Source organism: Veillonella rogosae JCM 15642 (genome assembly GCF_002959775.1).
Classification (GTDB): domain Bacteria; phylum Bacillota; class Negativicutes; order Veillonellales; family Veillonellaceae; genus Veillonella; species Veillonella rogosae.
This window is the reverse complement of the sequence record NZ_PPCX01000010.1, coordinates 111,859-127,855: the sequence shown is the minus strand read 5'-3', so window position 1 is coordinate 127,855 and position 15,997 is coordinate 111,859. Positions and strand designations below refer to the sequence as shown.

Sequence of the window (15,997 nt, the reverse complement as noted above, 5' to 3'; positions counted from 1 at the left end):
CACAATGAAATTGAGAGGTGGTGCATATGGCTATTTATACGAAAACCGGTGATGCAGGTACAACGGCTCTCTTTGATGGCACTAGAGTACCTAAGAATTCACTTCGTGTGGACACATATGGAACCTTTGATGAATTAAATGCACAGGTTAGTGTTTGTGAGAAATTAGTTATTTCACAGGACAATAAACATGTGCTTCACACATTACAACATCAGCTATTCCGCTTATGTGCGGAGGTAGCAACACCTCATGTTGAACATCTTAGTGAAAGTAGTAATTTGATTTCACAACAAGATATAAGCGAATTGGAATACATGATCGATGACTATACGAAGCGTTTGCCACAGCAACACAGCTTTATATTAAGCGGTAATTATTTATCTGCCGCAGAGCTTCATGTGGCGCGCACTATATGTCGTCGAGGGGAACGATTACTCATTAGTTTAGGTGAGGTAGAACCAATTCGCGATGAGGTTCGAAAATTTATTAATCGATTATCTGATGCTCTTTATATCATGGCTCGCATGGAAGACTATGTGCAATTTGTAGAAACAATTGTAGAACGCGTAGCAGAACGTGTTAAGAACAATCATGCAGAAGTACTGGCAGAAACGAATCGGAGCCTATGGGATATGGAGCATACTACTGAAAATGGAGTTAGTTATATGGCAACTAGAACAAAGCTAGAACAAATTATGACGAAACTTTCACAAACCGCCTTGGACTATGCTCAGTCCATAGGCGTACCTATTGTTGTATCTATTGTGGATGCAAAAGGTGTATTAATGTATTTCCATCGTATGTCAGATGCATTGCTCATCAGTAACGATATCGCACAGGCAAAGGCGTACACAGCAGTGGCTCTCAAAGCGGCAACTCATGAAGTACATCAAAGTGCACAGCCTGATGGCGATCTATTCAACATTGAATCCATGGTAAATCGTAAAATCTGTACCTTTGGTGGAGGTTACCCAATCATCATCGATGGCGAAATTGTCGGTGGGTTTGGTATTAGCGGTGGTACCGTGGCAGAAGATATGGACATTGCATCTCATGCATTACAATCTTTGTTAACTCGATGAGGTGAAGACAATGGACGTAACGCAAATGTATATTAGTGAGTTTGTTGGTACTGCCGTTTTACTCGCATTTGGTAATAGTACAAATGCATCGATTTTGTTAAAGAAAACCATCGTTGGTATCTTTGGTACTAACTGGTTACACATTATTTTTGGATGGGCCTTTGCAGTAACCTTCGCTGTGTATATAGGAATTACACTAGGTGGACCTGGTCATTTGAACCCTGCCGTTACCTTTGCTCTTGCAGTAGCAGGTATCTTTCCATGGGAACAAGTAATTCCGATGTCTATCGCTCAAATTGCCGGCGCTTTTGTAGGTGCTACTATTGCAGCAGTATTCTATTATCCGCACTTCAAGGAAACAGGCCCTGATGAAGGTAACTGCGTAGGTATCTTCGCGACTGGTCCAGCTATTGACCATAAACCTTGCAATTTGATGTCTGAAATCATTGCTACCTTTATGCTCATTCTAGCAATCCTTTGCTTGGGCAAGATGGCAGATGGCTTAGCTCCAGTGGTTATCGGTATCCTCATTGCATCCATCGGTATGTCCTTTGGTGCAACTACAGGTTATGCGTTAAATCCAGCTCGTGACTTCGGTCCTCGCCTGGCATATACTATTTTGCCTATTCCTAATAAGGGAACGGCGAATTGGCAATATGCATGGGTTCCATTTATTGGTCCATTGATTGGGGCTGGTTTAGCAGTAGTATTTTTTAAATTAGTGGCACCTTAAGGGAAATCTATATTGAAAGACTCGTATGTATGGTCCGTGTCACTATATGAACTATACATTTTGTATTAGGAGGAGATTATATGGCCTTTCAAGAGGTAATTGATGCTAAACAACGCATCATCCAAGAATTTGTACCCGGAAAGCAGGTTACTATAGCGCATGTTATTGCTAATCCTAAGCCTGATTTGTTTAGAAAAATGGGGCTTGAAGAAAAAGGACGCAATGCCATTGGAATTCTTACAATCACACCTGGCGAAGGGACCATTATTGCAGCCGATATAGCAAGTAAGTCTGGTGATATTGAAATTGGTTTCATCGACAGATTTTCGGGAGCACTTCTCATAACGGGAGATGTATCTGCTGTTGAATCCGCATTGCAGAGCGTTATTGAAGGCTTGCAACGCATATTAGGATTCTTCCCAACGGATTTAACAAGATCCTAATGAAAGGGTAATTATGAGTACCGAAAAGAAAGAAAAACGCATCCTTCTCGTAGGGCGCAGCGGATGTGGTAAGACCACATTGGCAGATACGATTACTCATGGCTCTGCAACGTATCACAAAACACAAGCCATAACTCGAGTGGGTAATTTTATTGATACCCCTGGGGAATACATGGAAAATCCTAATTACTATCGAGGGATTATCTTGCATGCCTATGATGCGGATATAGTGATTTTTATGATTCCTGCAGGTGATGAAACAACAATTTTCCCACCTAGTTTTGGGAACTCTTTAAATCGAGAAGTTATCGGTGTTGTGTCAAAAGTTGATACGGGAAAAGATGTGGAGGCTCCTCGTCGCAATCTCAAGCTAGCGGGAGCTACTAAGATTTTTGAAATATCCGTTCACGATCAAGAATCGCTAGATCGTTTATGTGACTACATATACAGTTAGTTGAAAGAAGGTTTTTCCATGGACAGAGGTTTTGAAGAACAACTTAATCAATTTATTTTAAATAAGGCGATCATTCCAAAAAGCTTGGGTCTATGGGAACGATATTTCAAAAAGATGTGTCTTGCTTGGCAAGAAATTCGGCCTGAGATTCATGCACAACATATTATCTTTTCTGCAGATAACGGAATCTCCGTAGACGGACTGATCGGTTATAACTACGAAATTACTCGTAAACAATCTCAGAATATGATTGACGGTAAAAGCGCAGTTGCCAATTACTGTATCTTTAACCATATTCCTTATGAAGTAGTAGACGTTGGTATTGCGTGCCCTAAAGGTATCGGGATAGATCGAAAAGTTAGTCAAGGTACAAAAAATATTTTACATGGTGCCGCTATGAGCGGCGAAGAATTTGATTTAGCATACCAAGCTGGTTACAACCGCGTTATATACTATGCGGAATCGGGAATTAATCTATTTTCCTTTGGTGAAATGGGCGTTGGTAATACTACCACATCGGCAGCCGTGTTAAGCGGGCTTACAAAATTAGACCCACGGATAACTGTAGGACCTGGCTCTGGTCCCGATGACGAAGCGTATATGAATCAAAAACGTGAGTTTGTACGGACTGCCTTAGCGCATCATAAAGGGCATCTCAATACACCAAAGGATGTTATTAGTCGCGTTGGTGGTTTTGATATAGCCGCAATTACAGGTGCGATGGTAGCTTGTACAGATTTACATATCCCATTCGTTATCGATGGGTATATTACAGCGGTGGCAATGGCTTGTGCCACTCAAATGAATGGAGACGCTCCATTATATGGTATTCCATCTCATTATTCTCGCGAGGTAGGGATGGCCGCAGCATTGGCTTATGCAAATATTCGTCTTGATGAAGTTCCAATCCATGGACAAATGGCGTTAGGTGAAGGTACTGGTGCTGTACTCATGGTACAACTACTTAAAACAGCGCACTTTGCCTTTATGAATATAGGTACTATGGTGGAACTATTAGAAAAATAAATTTGTAATCTTTATTCTATGTTTTGTAAAAGGAGAGAAAACAGATGACACAAGAAGCATTAGGTATGGTGGAAACTAAGGGCTTAGTAGGCGCTATTGAAGCAGCTGATGCAATGCTTAAAGCAGCTAATGTGGAACTAGTGGGCAATGAAAAAATTGGCTCTGGTCTCGTTACTGTTATGGTTCGCGGTGATGTAGGTGCTGTAAAAGCTGCCGTAGATGCAGGTGCAGCTGCTGCGGAACGCGTAGGTGTTGTTATCTCTACTCATGTAATTCCAAGACCACATAAAGATGTAGAAGGTATTTTACCAACAAAGGGTGAATAATTATGGCCGATACTAAAAGTATGGTAGATGAGATTTTAAAGCGCGTATTGATGCGTATCGATAGTGCTGATTTAAGCAAAACTTCAGGCGCGACTAGTAATGCATCATGTGCTTCAGCACCTGTAAGTTCACCTGCTGTAAGTCAACTACAAACTTCTATGATTACTGAACACGTAGGTAGCACTACAACAGGCGATACAATTGGTCTAGTAATTGCCAATGTTGATAGTCAAGTATTGGAAGCTATGAAGCTCACTAAGTCATATCGATCTATCGGTATCTTAGGCTCACGTACTGGTGCAGGGCCGCAAATTATGGCCGCTGATGAAGCTGTAAAAGCAACAAATACAGAGATTGTAAGCATTGAACTTGCTAGAGACATGAAAGGTGGCGCTGGCTCTGGTTCCCTCATTATATTCGGAGGCGATGACGTATCCGATGTAAGACGTTCTGTAGAGGTAGCATTACGTGAATTAGAACGGACCTTTGGCGAAGTATATATGAATGAAGCAGGTCATGTGGAAATTCAATATACAGCTCGTGCAGGCGATGCCTTAGTAACGGCCTTTGGAACTCCAGAAGGTAAAGCTTTTGGCTTAATTGTCGGTGCACCAGCTGCTATCGGTGTAGTTATGGCCGATGCAGCTGTTAAATCAGCTAATGTAGATGTGGTAGGCTATCAATCACCATCGAGCTCAGCTATGTCTAACGAAGTAATTTTACAAATTTGTGGTGATTCAGGGGCTGTTAAACAAGCCGTTAAGGTAGCTAGAGAAGTAGGGATTACATTGCTTGGCACAATGGGTAGTGAGCCTAAAAATACAGGTGAGTCCTACATAATCTAATGTGTTGATTATGGGATTGTAAACTTTAAATAACTGTAATCGTTATGATGAAATAGATGATACTTTCACAATGTGAATAGGAGGATTCATAATGGCAGAACTAAATGAACAAATGTTACGGGCTATCATTATGGACATAATGGATGAAGTGGGGATGCTCAAAGAGGAACCTGTTCAGGTTCAACCTAAAGAAGAACTTAAAGCAGAGCATCAAGAGCCAGAGTTAAAAGATTTGATTCGTCAAATGTTAGTAGATATGCAACGTAACTAGCATTATAGGAATGCTTGAATCCAAAGAGCGAATCATCCAAGTATTAGACGGGAGGTGGCATGGTGAAAGAGTCACTAGGACTACTTGAGGTGGCTGGGTTATTGGGAGCTATTACCGCATCAGATGCAATGGTTAAAGCTGCCAATGTAAGGCTAGTAGGCATTGAAAAGGCTAAAGGATCTGGGTGGATGACTGTTAAAGTTGCCGGCGATGTAGCCGCTGTAGATGCAGCCGTTCAAACAGGCATTGCTATAACAAAGGGAATGAATCTATATGTAGCTCATAAGGTGATTCCTCGGCCAGCAGAAGGTCTTGTAGAAGCTTTCAATGAAGACTTTAAGGAACAGTCGGCTAAGGTATCTGTTGAAATAGAACCAGTAAAAGCAGTAGTTAAAGAAGAATCTACAAAAGTAGTTAAAGATGATGCTAAAGATGGTTCAAAAGAAAACAGTAAAGCTGAAGGTGCTGAAGAGAAGAAGTCTTCTCTAGATGAAAAAGCTGTAAAGGTGTTGAATGAAATCGTTTCCACCATTATTGATCCAAAGGATTCCAAGAAGGTAGTAACGAAAAAAGTACCACCAAAAAAAAGCGCTAAAAAGAAATAAGTTAAAAAAGTGTTTTAAAGTAAGAAGAAATAAAGGAGATTATCATGAATAACGCATTAGGCATGGTAGAAACAAAAGGTTTAGTAGGCGCAATTGAAGCGGCTGACGCAATGGTAAAAGCAGCTAACGTTACATTAGAAGGCACTGAAAAAATCGGTTCTGGTCTTGTAACTGTAATGGTTCGCGGTGATGTTGGCGCTGTAAAAGCAGCAGTTGATGCAGGTTGTGCAGCAGCTCAAAAAGTTGGTGAAGTAGTATCTACTCATGTAATTCCACGCCCTCATAGCGACGTAGAATTAATCCTACCTAAGAAAGGATAATAGCTTATGGATCGGGAACAGATTCGTGCTATCGTACGAGAAGTAATCGAAGCCATGTTTGAATCGTCCATTCCCGTAGGTGTTAGCAATAAACATGTCCATCTATGTCAGGAGGACTGGAATATATTATTCCCTAATCAGTCTATCACTAAGAAAAGTGACTTAAAGCAAACGGGAGAATTTGCTTCCGAACAAACTGTTACCTTAGTGGGACCGAAAGGGGCAATCCAAAATGTGCGCGTTTTGGGGCCTCTTAGAAAACAGTCACAAGTGGAGGTATCTTTGACTGATGCTCGTGCATTAGGTCTAAAACCTCCTATTGTGCTATCTGGTCATTTGGAATCGGCCGTAGATATTACTCTATGCACCGAAAATGGTGAAGTTTCTAAACCTATTTGCATTGTTGCGAAGCGCCATATTCATATGTCGCCTAAAGATGCAAAACGGCTTCATGTAAATGATGGCGATAGTGTAAGCGTAGAATTGCAAACACCTGAGCGCACTACTGTATTTAGTGATGTCATCGTTCGAGCTGTACCAGGGTTTGTTCTAGAACTTCATATTGATACAGATGAGGCTAATGCTGCCAATGTACAAGGTACAGTGATGGCGAGAATTGTACAGTAAAGTAGGTGATATGATGAAAGGTTTGAAAAAGGCAAATAATACCTTACAAGAGTTCTCCGATCTTGTAGAGTCTAAACAAGTGAGCTCTCATAATCGAAAGAATTTGCGCGTAGGTATTGACCTTGGTACATCATCTATTGTCCTATCCGTAGTAAACGACAAAGGCAAACCTATATATGGTGCCTTTGAATATAATGAATCCATTCGAGATGGACTAGTTGTTGACTATGTGGGTGCTGTTACAATAACGCGTGCTTTAAAAGCCAAGGCAGAAGCAGCTTTGGGCACAGAACTTGTATATGCCGCGGCAGCTGTACCACCTGGGACGATAGGCAAGAATAAAGATGTAGTCGGTCATGTACTAGAAAGTGCAGGTTTTGAAGTAACTTGTATCTTAGATGAACCTACAGCAGCTGCTAACGTGCTAGGAATCACTGATGGCGCTGTTATTGACGTCGGTGGTGGTACTACAGGCATAAGTATTTTAAAGGATGGCCGAGTTGTATATACCGTGGATGAGCCAACAGGCGGCACCCATATGAACCTCGTTATTAGCGGGGCCTATGGCATCTCTATTCCTGAAGCGGAAGCTTATAAACGGAATGAAGCGAATAAACGTGATGTATATGCAACAATACGGCCTGTAGTTGAAAAAATGGCAGCTATTTCTAAGCGTGCGTTACATGAGGGCGGCTATGAAAAAGGAACGCCTATAGTAGTTGTGGGCGGTGCCTCTAATTTTGAGGAGTTCACAAAGACTTTCAGTCAATATATAGGGCTACCTGTTCATAAGCCACTGTATCCTGAATTTGTAACGCCCTTAGGGATTGCCATGGGAAGTGAGCTTTAATATGGATGCATTAGTTAAACTGGTGCTAGAACGCCTAGAAAAGCGTATGACATCCACTGCAACCTTTATGGTCATGGAAAATACTAGCTTTGATGAGCATATATTGTTGCAGAACCAACTCATTTCTTTCGCTGGTATAGATTATGGTCATATACGAGAGTTAATGAGCGATACATTGGTGCCTTGGGTAGCCTGTTTGCACCGTGCATTGGCCTATGACTGCGAGGTGACAATACGCCTAGCAGTTCCTGTAACCTCGTTGATGAATCCATCAGTCATTCTTGACTGGCCCATCAAATTTCTAGATAAATTTGGACATCCTGTATATGCTTTTTCACAAGGCTGGATAACGGCGTCTTTTGTAAGATCTTGTGAAAGTCAGTCTGTTATCGTCATATATAGGGGACAACGGTTTACCATGGCTGCTCGTGAAGAGGTTGAACGCCTAGGTATCACAATAATTGAAGGGAACGAGAAATATGCAAGTCGGTAAAGTAGTGGGTAGTATCGTATCTACTCAAAAGCATGAATCTCTAAAGGGAATGAAGCTGATGATGGTGGATATTCTCGATGGAGAACAAGGGTTGACGGGGCGCATAGAAATCGCCGTCGATACAGTATGTGCCGGTGTTGGTGAATATGTGCTTTTAACTCGAGGCTCATCGGCACGGCATATTTTCGAAAATGATAAAGGCACCGCAGTAGATTGTGCTATTGTGGGAATTGTAGATAGTTTTGAAAAATAATTGTATAGGAATTAGCTGGTGCCAGAGTTAAACCTAGTTATTGTGTCACATCATGAATGTATCACTGATTGTGTACACCTTAAGTCGACATGGACATTGCATCAGCAATGCAACCTATATGGAGGTTCATGATGGAAAACAATACACAGTTGAAAGAAATGATCCGCTCCATGGTTATAGATGTATTACAGGGGCAAAAGCAAGAAACAGCCTCATCGCAATCGGTTAAACAAGTATCTCGCGGTCAAGAACCCGGTGTGTTTGATACGGTAGATGAGGCTATTCGAGCAGCAAAAGAAGCGCAATTGCGTTTTGAAGATTGCACCTTGGCAACTCGTGAGAAGGTAATCGCAGATATTCGTGCTGCTATGCGCCCACGAGTACAAGAGTTGGCTCAAAAAACTGTTGAAGAAACAGGAATGGGCCGCGTTGCGGATAAAGTACTAAAATTAAACCTTACACTAGATAAAACACCAGGTGTAGAAGACCTTGTTACAGAGTGTGAAACTGGTGATAATGGTATGACATTATATGAATTATCAGCCTATGGTGTCATCGGTGCTATAACGCCAAGTACGAATCCAGCAGAAACATTAATATGTAATTCCATCGGTATGCTGGCGGCCGGAAATGCTATATTCTTTAGCGTTCATCCAGGCGCCAAGAATTTGAGTCGGGAGCTTGTTAGTGAGCTCAATCAAGTTATTGCTAAATCGATTGGCATTGAAAACCTCATTGTTACACTTCGCGAGCCATCTATTGAGTCTGCCCAAGAGATGATGTTACATCCAGATGTAAGCTTATTAGTTGTTACTGGTGGCCCTGGGGTAGTAAAACAAGCACTTCAAAGTGGTAAAAAGGTTATCGGTGCTGGTGCGGGTAATCCGCCAGCTTTTGTAGATGAAACGGCCGATATTAAAAAGGCAGCCCAAGATATCGTTCTCGGTGCTAGCCTTGATAATAACATCCTTTGTATCGCTGAAAAGAGCGTTGTGGCCATGCGTCAAATTGAGCCACAACTCTTTCAAGAAATGGTGAAAGTAGGATGTGTCCTCGTTGATAATCAACAAGATATTCAACGGTTGGTGGACTTAACAGTCTTGCCAAATGGGACGCCAAACAAACAGTTTGTAGGTAAAAATGCCAGTGTTATCCTTGATGCGGCTCACATTCCGTATAACGGTGATCCACGATTGATTATCTTGCGAACTCCAAAAGACCATCCATTTGCAGTAATTGAAATGTTAATGCCTATTCTACCTGTTATAACAGTAGATAGCTTTGATGAAGGTCTAAATGTATGCTTGATGTTAGAAGCTGGTTTACATCATACGGCAACGATGCATTCCTTAAATATGGAACGCCTCAATCAGATGGCACGTAAAATGAAAACGTCTATTTTTGTTAAGAATGGTCCATCTTATGCTGGCCTTGGTTTTAGTGGAGAAGGAACAACGACCTTTACTATTGCTACACCAACAGGAGAATCTACTACATCTGCTCGATGCTTTGCTCGTCGCCGTAGATGTTGCTTAACAACGGGCTTTAATATTCGATAGGTGGTGAGCATATGAATCAATGGACATTCCCAACCAAAATTTATGCAGGGGAAGATTCATTACAACGTCTTACAGAATTTAATAACGAATCTATCCTCATCATATGCGATCCATTTTTGAAGGACTCACCAAACCTTACGTATGTGATGAGCCTAATGGACAGTAGAAATAAGGTAACTATCTATACAGACGTAGTACCTGATCCGCCCATAACTCACGTAGTAAAAGGCATTGAGTTTATGGAAGGTATTAAACCAACTGTTATTATCGCTATAGGTGGAGGGTCCTGTATCGATATGAGTAAAGGGATAGCCTATTTTGGTCGTAAGCTAAAGCATATGGATATCAAATCCTTCATCGCCGTTCCTACCACAAGTGGAACAGGCTCTGAAGTAACAGCCTTTGCTGTTCTTACAGATAGCGAAACACAGATTAAATATCCTCTTGTAGATGATGCGGTATTACCAGATGAAGCTTTATTAACGCCATTATTTGTAAAAACATCGCCTCCAAATGTTACTGCTTTTAGCGGGATGGATGTACTCGTTCATGCGCTTGAAGCTTATGTGGCAACGGCGTCAAATAACTTTACTGACGCATTGGCACAACAAGCGATTGAGCTTGTCTTTGAGTACCTACCAAAATGCCATAAGCCAACAGCGACAGAGCATGATCGCATGTCAATGCACGAAGCATCTTGCTTAGCAGGACTTTCCTTTAATAGGGCTGGTTTAGGTATCGTTCATGCTATGGCACATCAATTGGGAGGACAATTCCATGTGCCTCATGGTTTAGCTAATAGTATGCTCTTACCCTATGTAATCGGCTTTAACTGCTCCCACAATCCGGCGGTAGCTAAAAAGTATGCTCATTTATCTGCTAAATTAGGCTTTGCAGGTCATAATGCAACAGAGGCGGATAAATTAGCTGCTCTTATAGAGGCTATCGTTACATTGCAGCATACATTAAGTTGTCCAATGAACCTTACCGCCTTTGGTGTAGATAAAGCTACTTCAGAATCAAAGGTCGACCTTATGGCAGATAGAGCTCTAGAAGACATGTGCTATAGATTCAATCCATATCCTGCTAACCATGATGATCTAGTTAGCTTGTATAAAAAAGTGCTGTAAATCCATATAAGACCGATATTAATATAATGTTTTGAAAAGAGACTTCGATGATTTCATTGAAGTCTCTTTTCTGATTTTTATATGACTGTTATCAGTTTATTTAAGTACTGGTAGATACATCTTTTTTTATGTTAAAGTGTTATAATATTCTTTATATCCTATAGGAAATACGACGTTGCAATTCAAAATTAGTTATATTCTTTATAACTCTTTGGAATATAAGAAAACTTAGATTTTAGCTGCTTTTGTTGTATAATATAGGTAGGATATTTAAAAATTTAGATATTTTCGTGAAAGTATAATATCCTCATCTAATTTTTAGTTTTACAAGTTAGATGTTTAGTACATCGTATTTGGTATTTTATGATGTGCTACTTTCACAAAAACGAGTATGATCGCTTAGGCGGTCATACGGTTGTTAAAAAGAGAGGTATTTATGCAGCACATGCTACGCATGGGTATTGACGTGGGGTCTACAACGGTTAAAGTTGTACTATTGGACGAACACGATAATTATTTGTATAAGAAGTACGTACGCCATTATGCGAATATTTTGGACACAGTATATACCTTGCTTCAAGAGGCTCAAGTAGGCCATGAAGATGATCTAGTTCACGTATGTATTACTGGTTCTGGTGGTATGGCGATGGCCGAAAAGGTGCGCATTCCATTCGTACAAGAGGTTATTGCTGAAACGCGAGCTGTGAAAGCGCTCTATCCAGAAACAGATGTTATCATCGAACTTGGTGGTGAGGATGCGAAGGTTACTTACTTAGGTCAAACTGCAGAACACCGTATGAATGGTTCCTGTGCTGGTGGTACAGGTGCTTTCATAGACCAAATGGCGACCTTATTGCAAACTGATGCATCTGGTCTCAACCAATTGGCTATGAATTCTGATACAATTTACCCAATTGCGGCACGTTGTGGCGTGTTTGCAAAAACTGACGTTCAAGCCTTGTTAAATCAAGGGGCATCCCATGAAAACATTGCTAAATCTGTATTCCAAGCTATTGTAAACCAAACGATTGCAGGCCTCGCATGCGGCCATAAAATCGAAGGTAATGTGGCATTCCTTGGCGGTCCGTTGACATTCCTGTCCGAATTGCGCCAATGTTTCTGTGACACATTAGAGCTGGAAGAATCTCAACGCATCATCCCTGAGAATGGTGAATTGTTCATCGCTTTAGGGGCGGCATTGATGAAAGATGAATGCCGTGAGATTACGGTTGGTCAATTGACAAAGGAAATCGGTGCTCTTATCGGTATTCCTATGGAAGCTACAGACCGTGTAGATCCACTATTTAAAAATGAACAAGAATTAGAAGAATTCCGAGCTCGTCATGCTAAGGCGGTAACGCCAAAGGCGAATATTGAGGATGCTCAAGGTCCTTGTTACCTTGGTATCGATGCTGGTTCCACTACTTTAAAAGTAGTGCTCATCAACAGCAATAAGGAAATTATCTTCTCTCACTATGGTCCTAACCATGGTAAACCATTAGAAAAATCTCGTGAAATTATCGAGCAAATTTACACATTATTGCCTAAAGGTGCATATATTGCACACTCTGGTGTAACTGGCTACGGCGAAGCCTTTCTTAAACGCGCCCTTGGCATCGATATCGGTGAAGTAGAAACGATGGCTCACTATCGTGCGGCCCGCTTCTTCTGTCCTGATGTATCCTTTATCTTGGATATCGGTGGTCAAGATATGAAATGTTGTAAGGTTCGCGATGGCTACATCGAAGATATTGTATTGAACGAAGCTTGCTCCTCTGGTTGCGGTTCTTTCATCGATACCTTCGCATCTGGCTTGCGTATTCCTATCGACCAATTCGCGAAGGAAGGTTTGTTGGCAACCTTGCCAATCGACTTAGGCTCTCGTTGTACCGTATTCATGAACTCTAAGGTTAAGCAAGCCCAAAAAGAAGGTGCTACGGTACAAGATATTGCAGCAGGCCTTGCTTATTCTGTAATTAAAAATGCCCTTTACAAGGTTCTTAAGGTAAAAGATCCTAAAGAATTGGGTGATCATATCGTTGTACAAGGCGGTACATTCTACAATGAATCCGTTTTGCGCGCCTTCGAAAAATTGATGGGCGTAGAAGTAATTCGTCCTGACGTATCTGGCTTGATGGGCGCATACGGTATGGCTCTTCTTGCTGCTGAAACAGCTGAAGAGTTGCAAAAGGGTAATAGTACATTGTTAGATAGCGAAGGGCTTAATTCCTTACAAGTTGCTACGACAATGCGCAATTGCGGACTTTGCTCCAATAACTGTATGCTTACCATCAATGCTTTCTCTGATGGTCGTACTTACGTAACGGGCAATCGTTGTGACCGCGGTGCGGGCGGTATGATTCAAGAGGAACGCAAAGCAGTTCCTAACTTGGTAGATGTAAAATTGCGCCGTTACTTCGACTATTATTTGAAGAAAAATATTCCAGAGTTTGAAGGTAAAATGCGTGTTGGTATTCCGCGCGTCCTCAACATGTATGAGGATTTCCCATTCTGGTTTACATTCTTTAACACCTTGGGCTATGAAGTTATCCTTTCAGAATATACGACAAAGGATCAATACAATAAGGCTATTGATACGATTCCATCCGATACGGCTTGTTATCCTGCAAAGGCTGTGCATGGTCATATTCGGGATTTGGCGAATGCACAGGTAGACTTTATTTGGTACCCTTGTGTGCAACATGGTCCTAAGGAATTTAGCCGCGACAACAACTACCATTGTCCAATGGTTATTTCCTATCCAGAACTTATCAAAAACAACATGCAGGAGGTTCTGGGGGATACTCCATTCCACGCGCCATTCTTGCCGTTGGCTGATAAAAAATCTCTTGTTCCTGCCCTTGTGAAAGCATTGGACTTCTTGGATCTCAAGAAGAAAGATATTGCTAAGGCAGTAGACCTTGCTTGGGAAGAGCAAGAAAATTGTAAAGCCTCTTACCGTGAAACGACGAAGAAAACTGTTTCTCGCCTCGTAGCAGAACAAATTCCAACCATCGTTTTAGCTGGTCGTCCATATCATTTAGACTCCGGTATTAATCACGGTATTCCTGAGCTCATTACATCTCTAGGGATGGCTGTTCTTACTGAAGATGGTGTAGCACCTCTCGGTAATGATATCAAGCATTTGCGCGTTGTAGACCAATGGTCCTACCATAGTCGTTTATACCGTGCTGCTGAATTCGTAAGCAGAACAGAAGGCTTCCAAATTGTAGAGCTTAATTCCTTTGGTTGCGGTCTCGATTCTATCGTAGCGGATCAAGTAAAAGATATACTTTCAGCAAACCATAAGATCCATACCTTACTCAAAATTGACGAAGGTACAAACCTTGGGGCTGTAACGATTCGTCTGCGTTCCTTGCAATCTGTAATGGAACGTAGCTTGCGTCGTCATAATAACCCAGAGGCACCAGAAGAAGTGGTGGTAGAAGAATTACCAACTTACGATTACAATCGTGTGGTGTTCACTGAGGAAATGCGTAAGACCTATAAAATCTTGGTGCCACAAATGTCACCATTACATTTTAGCCTCTTAGAGCCAGTCCTCAAAAACGAAGGTTATGACTTTGAAATGTTGCCAGCGCCTACGCGCGATGATATTGAAGTGGGCCTAAAATACATCAATAATGATGCATGTTATCCAGCAATCATCGTTGTAGGTCAGCTCATGTCGGCCTTACTGTCTGGTAAATATGACGTAGAAAAAACAGCAGTTATCATCTCTCAAACGGGTGGTGGCTGTCGTGCGACGAACTATATCGGTTACTTGCGTAAAGCATTGATTGATGCAGGTATGAAACAAGTGCCAATCCTATCCCTCAATGCGAGTGATATGGAACGTCAACCAGGCTTTAAGTTGACTAAAGGCTTCTTACATCGCATGATCCAAGCCGTGGTATATGGTGATGCTATTATGCAATGCGTATTGGCTACACGCCCATACGAAAAGAACCCTGGCTCTACCGATGCATTATGTGATTACTGGCTTAAAAAGCTGCGTGAAAACATTACATCTGCCAGCCTTCGTCAGTACAATAAGTACATCAAAGAGATTATCCATGACTTTGATAACTTGCCAGTTAACAAAGACGTACAAAAACCTCGCGTTGGCGTCGTAGGGGAAATTTACGTTAAATTCCACCCAAGTGCTAACAACCATATCAATGAACTCATTGAAAAAGAAGGGGGCGAAGTCGTTACATCTGGCTTATTAGACTTCTTCTTGTACTGTGCAATGGACAGCACATACCGTGCAAAACACCTTGATGGGACATGGTTATCTGGTTTCTTCGGTACACTAGCACGTGAAGCCCTTGAACTCTACCGCTTGCCATATGCTAAAGCCGTAGCGGCGTCTAAAAACTTTGATCCTCTACAACGTATGACAGAAGTAGCAAAAGAAGCAGCTCAATTTATCGGCCTTGGTAACCAATGTGGTGAAGGCTGGTTCCTCACAGGCGATATGATCGACCTTATTGAAAAAGGAGCCAAACAAATCGTATGCTTGCAACCATTCGGCTGCTTGCCAAACCACGTAACGGGTAAAGGCATGGTGAAAACACTATCTGCAGCCTATCCAGAAGTGCGCATCGCAGCAATCGACTACGATCCTGGCTCCAGTGCAGTAAACCAAGCGAATCGGTTGAAACTACTACTATCGACAATGTTTGAGTAAGTAGTTAGTGTATTGCGAATTTTCCCTAAACTAATAGTTGTGTAACTCGATGGAGCTACTGTAAATAAGTGATAAGGTCCCTTACATTTTATAATGGGGCCCGAATACAACTGCATATTACTAGTATAGAAAAAATACAGCCCTCTCTTGGCTCAGTACGTCACTACGTTCCGTAAAATCGCTGCAGAGAGGGCTGTATTCTTTTCTATGTACGCTCATTATGAAGACGTCCCATTATAAAATGTAAATAATCCAACCTATTATATACCTAATAGCTCCATCGAGTT

At 41.6% G+C, this 15,997-nt stretch carries 17 protein-coding genes; all 17 read left to right on the top strand.

What is annotated here, in order from left to right; translation table 11 throughout:
* Positions 1 to 26 precede the first annotated feature (26 nt).
* The 17 genes from VRHSUH09_RS05830 (at position 27) to VRHSUH09_RS05750 (ending at position 15,710) form a co-directional block, all read left to right on the top strand.
* On the top strand, positions 27 to 1,082 hold the full coding sequence (locus VRHSUH09_RS05830; protein WP_060924421.1) for a cob(I)yrinic acid a,c-diamide adenosyltransferase: 1,056 nt from the start codon (positions 27 to 29) through the stop codon (positions 1,080 to 1,082).
* A gap of 10 nt (positions 1,083 to 1,092) precedes the next feature.
* The gene (locus VRHSUH09_RS05825; protein WP_060924420.1) at positions 1,093 to 1,815 is read left to right on the top strand and encodes an MIP/aquaporin family protein; all 723 of its coding nucleotides are present in this window, start codon (positions 1,093 to 1,095) and stop codon (positions 1,813 to 1,815) included.
* Between the two features lie 80 nt (positions 1,816 to 1,895).
* Positions 1,896 to 2,258, top strand: a complete 363-nt coding sequence (gene eutS / locus VRHSUH09_RS05820) for an ethanolamine utilization microcompartment protein EutS (protein WP_008602338.1) — start codon at positions 1,896 to 1,898, stop codon at positions 2,256 to 2,258.
* Between the two features lie 13 nt (positions 2,259 to 2,271).
* The gene (locus VRHSUH09_RS05815; RefSeq protein ID WP_024066327.1) at positions 2,272 to 2,712 is read left to right on the top strand and encodes a EutP/PduV family microcompartment system protein; all 441 of its coding nucleotides are present in this window, start codon (positions 2,272 to 2,274) and stop codon (positions 2,710 to 2,712) included.
* 18 nt (positions 2,713 to 2,730) lie between these two features.
* Entirely contained in the window at positions 2,731 to 3,738 is a 1,008-nt protein-coding gene (locus VRHSUH09_RS05810; RefSeq protein ID WP_054748421.1) for a nicotinate-nucleotide--dimethylbenzimidazole phosphoribosyltransferase, read from the top strand.
* A 44-nt stretch (positions 3,739 to 3,782) separates the two neighbouring features.
* Entirely contained in the window at positions 3,783 to 4,064 is a 282-nt protein-coding gene (pduA, locus tag VRHSUH09_RS05805) for a propanediol utilization microcompartment protein PduA (RefSeq protein WP_008602344.1), read from the top strand.
* 2 nt (positions 4,065 to 4,066) lie between these two features.
* Positions 4,067 to 4,909 carry a propanediol utilization microcompartment protein PduB gene (gene pduB, locus VRHSUH09_RS05800; protein ID WP_105081652.1) on the top strand — a complete coding sequence of 281 codons (843 nt, stop codon included), beginning with the start codon at positions 4,067 to 4,069 and terminating at the stop codon, positions 4,907 to 4,909.
* A 91-nt stretch (positions 4,910 to 5,000) separates the two neighbouring features.
* Positions 5,001 to 5,180, top strand: coding sequence for a hypothetical protein (locus tag VRHSUH09_RS05795; protein ID WP_105081651.1), 180 nt, complete (start codon positions 5,001 to 5,003; stop codon positions 5,178 to 5,180).
* A 59-nt stretch (positions 5,181 to 5,239) separates the two neighbouring features.
* Positions 5,240 to 5,785, top strand: a complete 546-nt coding sequence (locus VRHSUH09_RS10600) for a BMC domain-containing protein (RefSeq protein WP_218017064.1) — start codon at positions 5,240 to 5,242, stop codon at positions 5,783 to 5,785.
* 44 nt (positions 5,786 to 5,829) lie between these two features.
* Positions 5,830 to 6,105, top strand: a complete 276-nt coding sequence (pduA, locus tag VRHSUH09_RS05785; RefSeq protein WP_005385294.1) for a propanediol utilization microcompartment protein PduA — start codon at positions 5,830 to 5,832, stop codon at positions 6,103 to 6,105.
* A 6-nt stretch (positions 6,106 to 6,111) separates the two neighbouring features.
* Positions 6,112 to 6,732 carry a phosphate propanoyltransferase gene (gene pduL, locus VRHSUH09_RS05780; protein WP_105081650.1) on the top strand — a complete coding sequence of 207 codons (621 nt, stop codon included), beginning with the start codon at positions 6,112 to 6,114 and terminating at the stop codon, positions 6,730 to 6,732.
* Positions 6,733 to 6,742: 10 nt separating this feature from the next.
* Positions 6,743 to 7,582, top strand: coding sequence for an ethanolamine utilization protein EutJ (gene eutJ / locus VRHSUH09_RS05775; RefSeq protein WP_245875997.1), 840 nt, complete (start codon positions 6,743 to 6,745; stop codon positions 7,580 to 7,582).
* A 1-nt stretch (position 7,583) separates the two neighbouring features.
* A complete protein-coding gene (gene pduM, locus VRHSUH09_RS05770) occupies positions 7,584 to 8,075 on the top strand; it encodes a PduM family microcompartment protein (protein ID WP_105081648.1) in 492 nt (163 codons plus the stop codon).
* A complete protein-coding gene (locus tag VRHSUH09_RS05765; protein ID WP_009352229.1) occupies positions 8,062 to 8,328 on the top strand; it encodes a EutN/CcmL family microcompartment protein in 267 nt (88 codons plus the stop codon). Before pduM ends, VRHSUH09_RS05765 begins: the two co-directional genes overlap by 14 nt.
* A 128-nt stretch (positions 8,329 to 8,456) precedes the next feature.
* Entirely contained in the window at positions 8,457 to 9,887 is a 1,431-nt protein-coding gene (locus VRHSUH09_RS05760; RefSeq protein WP_245875996.1) for an aldehyde dehydrogenase family protein, read from the top strand.
* A gap of 11 nt (positions 9,888 to 9,898) precedes the next feature.
* Entirely contained in the window at positions 9,899 to 11,017 is a 1,119-nt protein-coding gene (locus VRHSUH09_RS05755) for a 1-propanol dehydrogenase PduQ (protein WP_054748413.1), read from the top strand.
* A gap of 436 nt (positions 11,018 to 11,453) precedes the next feature.
* Complete coding sequence (locus VRHSUH09_RS05750) at positions 11,454 to 15,710, top strand: acyl-CoA dehydratase activase-related protein (RefSeq protein ID WP_105081646.1); 4,257 nt, start codon at positions 11,454 to 11,456, stop codon at positions 15,708 to 15,710.
* The last annotated feature ends 287 nt before the right edge of the window (positions 15,711 to 15,997 follow it).